Origin of the sequence: Sphingobium olei, from assembly GCF_042678845.1 — a bacterium.
GTDB classification, from domain to species: Bacteria; Pseudomonadota; Alphaproteobacteria; order Sphingomonadales; family Sphingomonadaceae; genus Sphingobium; species Sphingobium olei.
This window is the reverse complement of record NZ_JBHTLS010000134.1, coordinates 147,825-159,807: the sequence shown is the minus strand read 5'-3', so window position 1 is coordinate 159,807 and position 11,983 is coordinate 147,825. Positions and strand designations below refer to the sequence as shown.

Here is an 11,983-nt window from a genome sequence, read left to right as displayed (position 1 = left end):
CTAACCGATTCGGTTCGCGAGCCAGCCGTATAGAAAGGCTTCGTTGCCGGGCCGGCTCTCTGCCAGCGCGATATAGCGTTCCCCCTGCAACGCCTCCATTGCCTTCAGCATCACCTTGTCGCCGCCGGGGCCGCGCAATGCTCTGAAGCGCCGCAACGCGCCCAGCGTCCGCGCGCCGATCTGCCGGTCCAGCTTCAGGTCGGGATAGTCCTGCTGGTTGCGGTTGAGCGCATTGAGCGCGCGCTGGAGGAAGCCGATGGCGGTCGCCGGGCCCATATTCACTGCGGTGTCGAACAGTTCCGCCGCCACTGCCCAGCTGATCTCCGCGACAAAGGTAAAGCCGGGCTGATCCCAGTAAAGTCGCCGGTACACCGACTCGGCAAAGCTGCGTGGCAGCGCCTTCATATCGTCGAAATAGCCATTGTCGCGGGCGACATCGCGGGTGATGCCCATGTTCGTCGGCCCGCCCCGGTCGGCGCGGTGATCGCTATAGCCGCCTTCGCGGGCGATGACCTCGTCGATCAGATCGTGAATGTCCATATGCCGTGCCTCCGGTGTGGATGATGAGGCGGATCATTTATCCCATATGGTTATCTGTAGGACAGCGGGTTCCATGGATCACTTTCTCTTCCGGTCAAGTCAGGCCGCCGCTAAGGCTGGACGCAGTAACAGGAAGGACCGCCATGGACATCGACATACCGCATCAGCTGGGCAAGGCCGAGGCGAAGCGCCGCGTTGAGGCGGGGCTGCCCAAGCTGGAGAAGCATATTCCCGGCGGTGGCACGGTAACGGCGCACTGGCCATCGGACGATGTGCTCGACATGCGCATCGACGTGATGGGCCAGTCCATTCCCACCCGGCTGCTGATCGAGGATGCCAACATCCGCGCCACGGTCGATGTGCCGATGATGCTGAAGATGATGTCCGGCCCGATTTCCGACTTCATCCGCACGAGCGCGCAGAAGATGCTGACCGGCCCCGCATAAGGCTCGAAAACGAAAACGCCGTCCCTTGCATGATGCTAAGGAACGGCGGTTTTCCTTGGTCGGGACGAGAGGATTCGAACCTCCGACCCCCACACCCCCAGTGTGATGCGCTACCAGGCTGCGCTACGTCCCGACCGGAGGGCGCCCTTTAGAAGCAGCGGGACGAAGTTGCAAGGGCTGTTCTCGCCGCGACGCGCAACTGGTCCCGTGCCCTAATCATATTGCCTCTTGCCCCCTGTCTGTGTTAGCCGCCCGCGCTTGATGCGTGGATGCCGCAAGGCCGTCCGCGCCCGACAGAAAACAAGGCGAAAGTCCACCCATGTTCATTACCCCAGCCTTGGCCCAGACTGCGGGCGGGCAAGCGTCCGGTGCCGGTATCCTGGTGCAGATGGCGCCGCTGGTCCTGATCTTCGTCGTCTTCTATTTTCTGCTGATCCGTCCGCAGCAGAAAAAGATGAAGGAGCATAAGGCCAAGATCGATGCGGTGAAAAAGGGCGATCAGGTCGTCACAGGCGGCGGGCTGGTCGGCAAGGTGGCGCGCGTGGACGACATCTATGTCGACATCGAACTGGCGCCCGGCATGAAGGTGAAGGCGGTCAAGTCGACCCTTGCCGAGGTGATCGATCCGGCCACCGCCAAGCCTGCGAACGACTGAACGCACCCATGCTGAACTTTTCCCGCTGGGCGATCTTCGCGATCCTCCTGCCGCTGGCGATCGGCGCGCTGTGCGCCATCCCGACCTTCCTGCCCGAAGCGACCGTGGCGAAGCTGCCCGGCTTCATGCAGACGCGCGTCAACCTCGGCCTCGACCTTGCGGGCGGTAGCCACCTGCTGCTGGAAGCATCCACGCAGGACGTGGCGAAGCAGCGGCTCGCCAACATGGAGGAGCAGATCCGCACGGAGCTGCGGCGAACCGATCCCCGGATCGCGATTGGCGACATTTCCGCCCGAGATGGCAAGCTCAGCTTCATGGTGCGCGACGCCAGCCAGGTCGATGCCGCGGTGGAACGCATTCGTCCGTTGACGCAGGGCGCGGGCCTTACCGGACAGCGCGACTTCAATGTCGAGGTGGTGAACAGCACGACCATCGTCGTCACCCCGACCGATGCGGGCATCAACAATGCGGTCAAGAGCGCTATGGAAGTCGCGACCGAGGTGATCCGCAAGCGCATCGACGAAATGGGTACGCGCGAACCCACCATCCAGCAGCAGGGCAGCAACCGCATCGTCGTGCAGGTGCCCGGCCTTCAGGATCCCAAGGCGCTCAAGGATTTGCTGGGCCAGACGGCGAAGCTGGAATTCAAGCTGGTTGACGTCAACGCCAACCCGGCCGAAGTAGCGCAGGGCCGCGCACCGGTGGGCAGCGAAGTGCTGCCCTATCCTGGCAATCCCGCGGGCGTACCGGTGATCGCGGTCAAGCGGCAGGTGATGGTGTCGGGCGAGGATCTGACCGACGCCACGCAAGGCTATGACCAGAACAACCAGCCGATCGTCAACATCCGCTTCAACGGGTCGGGCGGCCGCAAGTTCGGCCAGGTGACGTCGCAGAACGTCAACCGCCCCTTCGCGATCATCCTGGACGGCAAAGTGCTGTCCGCCCCCAACATCAACGAGCCGATCCTGGGCGGCAGCGCGCAGGTGAGCGGCAACTTCACGGTGGAAAGCGCCAACCAGCTCGCCATCGCGCTGCGATCGGGCAAGCTGCCGGTCGACCTGACGGTGGTGGAGGAACGGACCGTGGGTCCGGGCCTTGGCGCCGACTCCATTCGCGCCGGCCTGATCGCATCGATCATTGCCGTCGTCGCGGTTGCCGCCTTCATGTTCGTGAGCTACGGCCGCTTCGGCGTCTATGCCAACATCGCCGTCACCATCAACGTGCTGGTGATCCTGGGCGTGATGGGGATGCTGGGGGCGACGCTGACCCTGCCCGGCATCGCCGGCTTCGTGCTGACCATCGGCACGGCAGTGGACGCCAACGTGCTGATCTACGAACGCATCCGGGAGGAAAGGCGGCGGGGCCGTAACATCGTCGCGTCGATCGAACATGGCTATAAGGAAGCCAGCCGCACCATCTTCGAAGCGAACGTCACCCACGCTATCGCTGGCGGCATCATGCTGGCGCTGGGATCGGGACCGGTCAAGGGCTTCGCGATCGTGCTGCTGATCGGCATCGCGACCAGCGTGTTCACGGCCGTCACCTTCACGCGCCTGCTGGTGGCCCATTGGGTCCGTACCAAGCGCCCGACCGAAATCGTCATCTGACGGGGCGGGAGAGAAACGTCATGAAACTGCTCAAACTCGTCCCCGACAACACCAACATCGGCTTCGTCGCGATGCGCAAATGGGCGTTCGCGCTCACCGCGCTGCTGACGGTACTGGCGATCGGCGCGACCCTGCACCGGGGCCTCAACATGGGCGTCGATTTCGTCGGCGGCCTGATGATCGAGGCGAAGTTTCCGCAGAATGTGGAAACGGACAAGGTCCGCTCGACCATCGCTGCCCTGAATGTCGGCGAAAGCTCGCTGCAACAGTTCGGCGATCCCAAGACGGTGCAGATCCGCCTGCCCCTGCCAGAACAGGGCGGCGCGGGCGCATCCAACGCCGTGGTCGAAAAGACTCGGAAGGCGATGGAAGCGGAGTTTCCCGGCGTCACCTTCTCCCGCTACGACACCGTGTCGGGCAAGGTGTCGGGCGAGCTGATCCAGACGGGCGTGCTGGCGGTCATGCTGGCGGTGATCGGCATCGCGATCTTTTCCTGGTTCCGCTACGAATGGCAGTTCGGCGTCTCGACCTTCGTCGCTATCATGCACGACGTGTTGATGACGCTGGGCTTCTTCGCGGTGACGCAGCTGGAATTCGACCTGAACATCGTGGCTGCCGTGCTGACGATCGTTGGCTATTCGATCAACGACAAGATGGTGATCGACGATCGTATCCGTGAAAATATGCGCAAATATCGCAAGATGGACATGAAGGCGCTGATCGACCTGTCCGTCAACGAAACGCTGCCGCGCACGGTCATGACCTCCGTCACCATCCTGCTGGCGCTTGGCGCGCTGCTGCTGTTCGGCGGCCATGTGCTGCGCGGCTTCACTGCCGCGATGATGCTGGGCGTGGTGGTGGGCACCTATTCGTCCATCTATGTCTCCTCCTCGCTGCTGATCTCGCTGGGCCTGACCCCGGCGGCGGCGGAGAAGAAGGCGTCGAAGAAGGGCTATGCCGGCAATGCCGAGCGCGTCGGCCCCCGCGATGACGGGGCGCGGCCCTGACGGATATCGGCATCCAGGTCCGCCGCGACGACAGCGGGCAGGGGCCGATCGTCACCGGCTTTCAGGGTCGGGGCTTCCGGGTACGCGACGATGTGTTCCCCGACGGCCTGCTGCTCAGCCCCGTCCGCGCGCTGGCCTGGGTCGACGCGCCGGCGGTGGATGCGTTGACGCCCGACGCACTGGGCGATCTGCTGCTGCTCGGTCCCGCGCCTGAATTCCTGCTGCTGGGCACCGGCGGCGGCTTGCGCCAGCCGCCCCGCGCCTTCATCCGGGCGCTGGAGGGTCGAGGCATCGGCGTGGAAGCGATGGACAGCCGCGCCGCCGCGCGCGCATGGGGCGTGCTGCGCGCCGAGGATCGCTGGATCGTGGCGGCGCTGCTGCCGCTCTGAGCGACCTGTCCTATCGCCCTTCCGGAGGGCAGGGTACGCACAGGATCGTAAGGGTGGAGTAGGAAAGCAAATGTCCCACTCGCGCAATTCTCTCTCAAAATCTGCGGGACATATGCGAAGTTAAGGGGCAGCAGGCGATCTTCGCCCAAAGAAAAAGGGCCGCCCGGTGGAGCGGCCCTTCCTTGTTCCGGCGGGGGTCGTGGAGATCAGAAGCGGATCTTCGCCGACGCGCGATAGCTCTGATATTTGACGTCCTTGCGCCAGGCGGTCGTGTCGGCCGACAGGCTGAGGTCGACATTGCCCGTCGCGATGGTGAGGCCGCCGCCGATTTCGCCCCAGTTCCGGTCCTGACCGCCCAGCGCAAAGGGCGCGAGCGGGCCGGAGCCGCCGACCAGATTGGCCAGCAGGAACGCCGGCTGATCGCGGAACTCATGGACATAGTTGGCGGTGACATAGGGCTTGAAGCCGCTGCCGTTCGCCTTGACCGTGGCGCCGAGCCGGCCCTGCGCGCTCTGGATCGCGTGCCGCTTGATGACCAGCGCCGCGTCCCCGCCATATTCGGCCAAGTTGCCGCCGCTGATATACGCACCCCGGATCGACGCACGCGGCACGATGGCGAAGGCGTCGGTGCCCAGCGTCTTGCTGAGGCCCAGTTCGCCCGAAAGCGCCAGTTCCTGATCCGATCCGTTGAGCGTGTAGGGCGTCGCGCCAACGGTGAAGGCCCGGCGCGACTTCGTCGCGAGCGTGCCTGCGCTGCCGACCGCGTCGAGCTTCAGCCCGCCAAGGTCGAACGCGCCATAGACCGTGGCCTGATAGAGGCGCGCGCGCGCCGTGTCGTTGACCGCCGTGTTGCCCTTCAATTGGCTGAAGGACGCCGACAGGCCGATGACGCCGCTGTCGTTGAACGCCTTCTCGACGCCCGCCGCCGCGTACCAGCCGTCGAACTGGTCGCGGCCGAGCGGCGTGATCGAGCGCATCGGACGGGCGCTGCCGTCGATATAGCCGCCCGCCAGGAAGGCGCTGACATCCTCGGGCAACACGCCCTCGCGCGTCTGGGTGGCTCCGTCGCCGCCCTGATCGAGGCCGAGGTCCATATTGTCGAGGCTGGCGGCGGCAAGCTGGAGCGGCTGGCCCACCATGGTCAGCGTGCCGCCCATCGCCCCGCCGTCGATCTTGGTCAGGCGATCGCGATAGAAACGCGCCATATTGTCATTGAGCGTTTCGCCCATCGAAGTCTTGAGCGTTTCGGTACGCGGGGCCATCGCCTCGAACGCGGCCTGGATGCCGGCGACCGAGAGCAGGTCGGTTTCGCCGTAAAGACCGGCAAGGCGGCTGTAGTTGCCGCGATTCTGGTCGAGCAGGCGAGCAAACGACACCTGCGTCTGCGACGCGCCGTTGACGACGTCGGCGTAACGGCCCGCGTCGATCGTCACCGACACGGCGTTCGCCGAGTAGCTGAGCACCGGGCGCAGGATCGCGCTGAGCGCGGTGGGCGCGGCGAAGGTGCCGGTGACGCCGCCGGTCGCGGTCAGGAAGGTGTAGCGGTTGCCGAACCGCACCCGCGCGCCGCTCGCCGCCGAGAAGGCGACCGTGCCGCCGACATTGGCCTGGCCCGCGCCCGTGCCGCGCACCGCCAGCACGTCCGACACGCCGTTGTTGCCAAGGTCGATCGCAAGCAGACTGCCCGACGAGAGGATGGCGTTGCCTTCGACCGTCAGCGTGCCGATGCTGCCCACACCGCCGGGCGCGATTGCGCCGCGCACGTTGGTCAGGAACGGCGTGCGCACCGTGCCGCTGCCCGAAAGCAGGCCGGTCAGCAGGAAATAGTCGCCTGGCGTCGATACCGTGCCGTTGACGTTCACCGTGCCCGCAAGCTGCGAGATTTCCATGAGGCTGGTGAGCGATCCGGTCGAGGTCACGTCCAGGGTCGCGCCCGTCCCCGCAATGCCGAAGCGATCGACGGTGGCGCTGGTGTCGAGCGTCGTGCGGCCGTTGGCGGACAGGGTCACGTCATAATAGCGGCCCACGACCCCGGCCGAAGCGAGCGGCGCGATATTGTTGGGGATGAAGTTGCTCGCGCCCGGCAGCCCGTTGGCGACGGTCGCGACGGGAAGCGGGCCGCTCGCCTGCGCCTCCTTGATGCTGCCGCTGGGGGTGGCGGCGCTGGTGGCGCTCGCTTCGCCGCTCAGGCTCACATTTTCAGGCGTCGCGCTGCGGTCGGCGATCTCGACCTTGCCCTTGTTGTCGCTGACGGTCGAAGCCCCGCCCTTCGCCGCAGCCTGCCCCTCGCTGGAGACGGTTGCGCCGCTCGGGACCAGTTCGCCGGTGCGCACGTCATAGCAGATGCCGTCGGGATCGTAGCAGATCTGGCCGAACTTGCTGGCGGCGTCGGCCCCATAGGCGCCTGCGCCCGTCGTGGTGGGCACGCCGTTCACCAGCTTGCCCGTGTTGTCGATCACCCGATAATTGGGGTCGAGCGCCGTCACCCAGTGATTGGGGTCGCTCCATTTGCCATCGCCTGCCTTGGCGGTGGCATAGCGATAGGGATTGTTGGCCGCGATCCAGTCCCAGAAGAGGTAGAGCGGCTGGTAGAAGGAGGAGCCGCCATAGGAGCTTTGCGGCTGGCCCAGGAAATAGCGGCTGCCGCCCGACAGGACGCCGATCACCGTCTTTTCGGCAAAGGTGCGGTCTAGGATCAGCGGACCGCCCGAATCGCCGCTTGCCGTCACGCCTTCATTGGGCAGGGCGTCATCCTTGAAGACGTTGAAGTCATAAGGATTGGTGCGGTTGGGATCGTCGAAGTCGAGCTGGTAGAGATTTTGCGGCAGTCCGCTCGGCGCGCCGAACAGGAAGCTGTCGATGTCGTCCAGCGACCCCAGCATCCCGAGGAAATTCTCCGCCACCCGGCGGCGGAAATCGATGCCGACATTCTGCCCCAACGTGCCGCTGCCGGTCCGGCCGTAGCCGGTGATCGTCACATGGTAATTGCTGCCGGTCGTGTCGCTGATGCTCGAAGGCGCGGGCAGCGCGGAAAACAGCATCGTCCAGGTCGGCACATTCTTGGCCGGCGTGTCCAGCGTCGCCATGGCAACGTCGCCGAACAGGAAGCTCAAGGCGTTGGGATCGAGCGATTCCGGATGATAGGCGATGTTGTTGACGTTGTAGACGCTGAGCGCGGTGTTGGTGCGGTAATTGTTGTTCAGCCAATTGATGAGGCCGGGCCGCGCATCCGTCTGAAAGGCAAAGGCCACCGGAACGCCGCCGTTGACGGTCGAATAGTCTGGCGTATCGAGATCGTTGACGCAGTGCGCGGCGAAGATGACCGTGCGCGGGTTCACGAGCGTGCCGGTGCAGACGAAGCCGTCCGCGCGATACATGATGCCGACGCCGTTGACGCCGCTGTCCACTATCTGCGCCGGCGTCTTGCTGTCGTTCGGAACCACCGCCTGCGCCGCAGGAGCCACAAGAGCCCCCATCGCCGCAGATGCCAGAAGTGCAGGACGACCGATGCGCGCCAACAGGCCCGCACCATTCTTGCGAATGTGCATGTAAAACTCTCCCCAAAGACCCGGCGGCGAGGCTAACAGACGAAAGGGGCAAGACAATCCGGGTGCTGCGAAACTTTACGACTGTTACATAAGCGCCACATCGATCGCTGGTCCCGCCATCGCGCGCCAGCCTTGCGCACGCCTGCATATCTGCCTAAGACAGAGGGCAAGTTCCGGTCCCGTCTCGGGCCTGGCGATAACAGAAAGTTACGGCCCTGGTGCAGCATAGCCGCCCATCGCCGCAGAGTTCCGGCCCATCCGGCCTCAACGCGGGAAAGCACGCCCGTTCCGGTCCGGACAGTGGGAGCAAGGCTGCGGCCAGTCCTCCCCCGTCGAAGCGGGGCCTTGGCGCGCATGGCCCGCGCGATCGGCGCTCCTACGCCGCCATCGACCTTGGCACCAACAATTGCCGCCTGCTGATCGCTAAGCCTTCCTCCGACGGCTTCATCGTCATCGACGCCTTTTCCCGGATCGTCCGCCTGGGCGAAGGGCTGGCTGCGACCGGGCGGATCAGCGACGCGGCGATCGATCGCGCCATCGCCGCCCTGTCGGTGTGCGCCGACAAGCTGCGCCGCCGCCATGTCACACTGGCCCGGTCGGTCGCGACCGAAGCCTGCCGCCGGGCGTCCAACGGCGCGGACTTCATCCAGCGCGTCTATCGGGAAACCGGCATCGCGCTCGACATCATCAGCGCGCAGGAAGAAGCGCGGCTTGCCGTGCTCGGCTGCCACGCTCTGCTGGAGCCGGGGGACGGCCCGGCGCTGATCTTCGACATTGGCGGCGGATCGACCGAACTGGTGCTGGTGGACGCGCATGGCGACGGCGCGCCGCATATCGTCGATTGGGTGAGCGCACCCTGGGGCGTCGTGTCGCTGACGGAGAGCGAGGCGTTCGACCATGGCGATGCGGCGGAGCGGCTCGCCGCCTATGGCCGGATGCGCGCGCGCGTGGCCGAAGCCTTCCTGCCGCTCGCCCGTCGCCTGCCGCGCGATGCGGAGGGCATCCGCCTGCTCGGAACGTCGGGGACCGTCACCACGCTTGCCAGCCTGCACCTTGGCCTGCCGCGCTACGATCGGCAGGCGATCGACGGCCTGATCGTGCCATGCGAATCGATGCGTGCCATATCGGATCGGCTATCGGGCATGAGCCTTGCCGACCGGCAGAAGCTGCCCTGCATCGGCACCGAGCGCGCCGACCTGGTCGTGGCGGGCTGCGCCATATTGGAATCCATCCTCGACATCTGGCCGGCGGAGCGGCTGGGCGTCGCCGATCGGGGCATCCGCGAAGGCATATTGCGCGGCCTGATGGACCGCGACGGGAGGGTGATGTGAGAGAGGCGGGCGCGGGCAAGGTCCGGGTCAAGTCCGCCAAGGGCCGCACCGCGCAATCGGTGCGCTGGCTGGAGCGGCACCTGAACGATCCCTATGTCCGCAAGGCCAAGGCGGAAGGATGGCGCAGCCGCGCCGCCTTCAAGCTGATCGAGCTGGACGAAAAATTCCATTTCGTAAAGGGATCGAAGGCGGTCGTGGACTTGGGGGTCGCACCGGGCGGCTGGGCGCAGGTCGTGCGCAAGATGGCGCCCAAGGCGGCGGTGGTGGGCATCGACCTGCTTCCGACCGATCCGATCCCGGGCGTCACCCTGTTCGAAATGGACTTCATGGACGACAAGGCACCCGACCTGCTGCGCGAGGCGCTGGGGCAGCAACCGGACCTCGTCATATCCGACATGGCCGCCAATACCGTGGGTCATGCCCAGACCGACCATTTGCGCACCATGGCGCTGGTCGAGGCGGCGGCCTGGTTCGCGGTCGAAAATCTGCGCAAGGGCGGCGCCTTCGTCGCGAAGGTTTTCGCGGGCGGCACCGATGCGGAATTGCTGGCGCTGCTCAAAAGGCATTTCACCACCATCAAACATGCGAAGCCCCCGGCAAGCCGCAAGGGCAGCGTCGAATGGTATGTGGTGGCGCAGGGGTTCAAGGGCAGGCCAGAGGCACCGGCCGATCCGGGCTGACGATTAGGGGGCAGGGGGCATTTGGTCGCAACGGTTTCGACGGTCGCCTATCTCGGGCTGGAGGCGCGCGGGGTCGAGGTGCAGTGCCAGCTGGTCCCCGGCCTTCCCAATTTCATCCTGGTCGGATTGCCGGACAAGGCGGTCGCCGAAAGCCGCGAGCGGGTGCGCAACGCCATCGCCGCCATCGGGCTGTCGCTGCCGCCCAAGCGCATCACGGTGAACCTGTCGCCGGCCGACCTGCCCAAGGAAGGATCGCATTTCGACCTGCCGATCGCGTTGGCGCTGCTCGGCGCGATGGGCGTGATCGATGCGGAGACGCTGGCCGGCTATATCGTCGTAGGCGAACTGGGTTTGGATGGCCGCACCGCGCCGTCGCCCGGCGTCCTGCTTGCCGCGCTGCATGCGGGGGGCCAGGAGAAGGGGCTGGTCTGCCCGGCGGCGCAGGGCAGTGAAGCGGCTTGGGCGGGCCAGGTGGAGGTCGTCGCCGCGCCCGATCTTCTAAGCCTGCTCAACCATTTCAAAGGCACGGCCGCCCTCTCGCCGCCGCAGCCGGGCGCGGTGGAGGCTCCGGTGCGGACGACGGACTTGCGTCAGGTGAAGGGCCAGGAAGTCGCCAAGCGCGCCCTGGAGATCGCGGCGGCGGGCGGCCACAACCTGCTGATGGTGGGGCCGCCCGGCGCGGGCAAGTCGCTGATGGCGAGCTGCCTGCCCGGCATCCTGCCGGACATGACGCCGGCCGAAGCGCTGGAAAGCTCCATGGTGGCGAGCGTCGCCGGCACACTGGAGGGAGGCCGGATCAGCCGGGCGCGGCCCTTCCGCAATCCGCATCACAGCGCGTCGATGGCAGCGCTGGTCGGTGGCGGGCTGAAGGCCCGGCCGGGCGAGGTCAGCATGGCGCATCTGGGCGTGCTGTTCCTGGACGAACTGCCGGAATTCCAGCGCACGGTGCTGGATTCGCTGCGCCAGCCGCTGGAAACCGGCGAGGTGACGGTGGCGCGGGCCAATGCGCATGTAACCTTTCCGGCGCGGGTGCAGTTGATCGCGGCGATGAACCCGTGCCGCTGCGGCCATCTGGGCGATCCGGCGCTGGCCTGTTCGCGCGCGCCGCGCTGCGCCGCGGACTATCAGGCGAAGGTGTCGGGGCCGCTGCTCGACCGCATCGACCTGCATGTGGAGGTGCAGGCAGTGACGGCCGCCGATCTCGTCCTGCCGCCTCCTGCGGAAGGGTCCGCCGAAGTCGCGGCGCGGGTGGCCGCTGCCCGGTCGGTGCAGCATGCGCGCTATGCCGGCAGCGCGACCCGGACCAATGCGGAAGTCGACGGAGAGCGGCTGGAGGAGGTCGCCGGGCCGGACGAAGCGGGACGGCAGTTGCTGGCGCAGGCAGCCGCCGCGATGAAGCTGTCGGCGCGCGGCTATACGCGCGTGTTGCGAGTCGCGCGGACCATTGCGGACTTGGCGGGCGCGGACCGGGTCGGCCGCGTCCATGTCGCCGAAGCGCTCAGCTATCGCCGACGCGCGCCGGTGAACTGACGGGCTGCCCGGAGGGACATTGGCGCGCGGCAAACCGGCATGGTAGATTCCGGCGATGCCAGCCCGCCTCATCCTGCCGCCCGTAATGTTCGGCCTTGTCGTCCTGACGCTGCTGACGGTGGGTGACGCAGCGTTCTGGACTCCGCGTCATGCGCTGTACGAACTGCCGGCGCGCGCCATTACGGTGGCGGTGCTTGTCGGGCTGTGGCTGGTGCGCGCCTATAAGCGGCTGGATCGTTAAAGGCAGCTC

The 11,983-nt window shown here is 66.3% G+C and carries 11 protein-coding genes and 1 tRNA gene; 9 read left to right on the top strand and 3 right to left on the bottom strand.

What is annotated here, in order from left to right; genetic code table 11:
- A complete protein-coding gene (locus ACFQ24_RS18760) occupies positions 1-540 on the bottom strand; it encodes a glycoside hydrolase family 108 protein (RefSeq protein ID WP_380913999.1) in 540 nt (179 codons plus the stop codon).
- 143 nt (positions 541-683) lie between these two features.
- On the opposite strand from ACFQ24_RS18760, the gene ACFQ24_RS18755 reads away from it, so the two are divergent.
- Positions 684-986 carry a polyhydroxyalkanoic acid system family protein gene (locus tag ACFQ24_RS18755; protein WP_380913997.1) on the top strand — a complete coding sequence of 101 codons (303 nt, stop codon included), beginning with the start codon at positions 684-686 and terminating at the stop codon, positions 984-986.
- A 56-nt stretch (positions 987-1,042) separates the two neighbouring features.
- Here ACFQ24_RS18755 and ACFQ24_RS18750 read toward each other — a convergent pair.
- A tRNA-Pro gene (locus tag ACFQ24_RS18750) sits at positions 1,043-1,119 on the bottom strand.
- A gap of 186 nt (positions 1,120-1,305) precedes the next feature.
- Here ACFQ24_RS18750 and yajC point away from each other — a divergent pair.
- The 4 genes from yajC to ACFQ24_RS18730 are packed head-to-tail and all read left to right on the top strand — an operon-like array spanning position 1,306 to position 4,644.
- A complete protein-coding gene (gene yajC, locus ACFQ24_RS18745; RefSeq protein WP_380913995.1) occupies positions 1,306-1,641 on the top strand; it encodes a preprotein translocase subunit YajC in 336 nt (111 codons plus the stop codon).
- 8 nt (positions 1,642-1,649) lie between these two features.
- Positions 1,650-3,248, top strand: a complete 1,599-nt coding sequence (secD, locus tag ACFQ24_RS18740; protein WP_380913993.1) for a protein translocase subunit SecD — start codon at positions 1,650-1,652, stop codon at positions 3,246-3,248.
- Between the two features lie 20 nt (positions 3,249-3,268).
- Complete coding sequence (secF, locus tag ACFQ24_RS18735; protein ID WP_380913991.1) at positions 3,269-4,255, top strand: protein translocase subunit SecF; 987 nt, start codon at positions 3,269-3,271, stop codon at positions 4,253-4,255.
- A gap of 47 nt (positions 4,256-4,302) precedes the next feature.
- Entirely contained in the window at positions 4,303-4,644 is a 342-nt protein-coding gene (locus ACFQ24_RS18730; RefSeq protein ID WP_380914382.1) for an MTH938/NDUFAF3 family protein, read from the top strand.
- Between the two features lie 206 nt (positions 4,645-4,850).
- On the opposite strand, the gene ACFQ24_RS18725 is transcribed toward ACFQ24_RS18730, so the two are convergent.
- Positions 4,851-8,192, bottom strand: coding sequence for an autotransporter domain-containing protein (locus ACFQ24_RS18725; protein WP_380913989.1), 3,342 nt, complete (start codon positions 8,190-8,192; stop codon positions 4,851-4,853).
- Between the two features lie 215 nt (positions 8,193-8,407).
- Here ACFQ24_RS18725 and ACFQ24_RS18720 point away from each other — a divergent pair, with 215 nt between their 5' ends.
- From ACFQ24_RS18720 to ACFQ24_RS18705, 4 genes are read left to right on the top strand one after another with little or no spacing between them, the layout of a single operon-like run.
- Positions 8,408-9,523: a Ppx/GppA phosphatase family protein gene (locus ACFQ24_RS18720; RefSeq protein WP_380914380.1), complete on the top strand. Its 1,116-nt coding sequence runs from the start codon at positions 8,408-8,410 to the stop codon at positions 9,521-9,523.
- Positions 9,520-10,203, top strand: a complete 684-nt coding sequence (locus ACFQ24_RS18715; RefSeq protein ID WP_380913987.1) for an RlmE family RNA methyltransferase — start codon at positions 9,520-9,522, stop codon at positions 10,201-10,203. The genes ACFQ24_RS18720 and ACFQ24_RS18715 overlap by 4 nt, the downstream gene beginning before the upstream one ends.
- 21 nt (positions 10,204-10,224) lie before the next feature.
- Positions 10,225-11,733: a YifB family Mg chelatase-like AAA ATPase gene (locus ACFQ24_RS18710; RefSeq protein ID WP_380913985.1), complete on the top strand. Its 1,509-nt coding sequence runs from the start codon at positions 10,225-10,227 to the stop codon at positions 11,731-11,733.
- 55 nt (positions 11,734-11,788) lie between these two features.
- A complete protein-coding gene (locus ACFQ24_RS18705; protein WP_380913983.1) occupies positions 11,789-11,974 on the top strand; it encodes a hypothetical protein in 186 nt (61 codons plus the stop codon).
- Positions 11,975-11,983 lie beyond the last annotated feature (9 nt).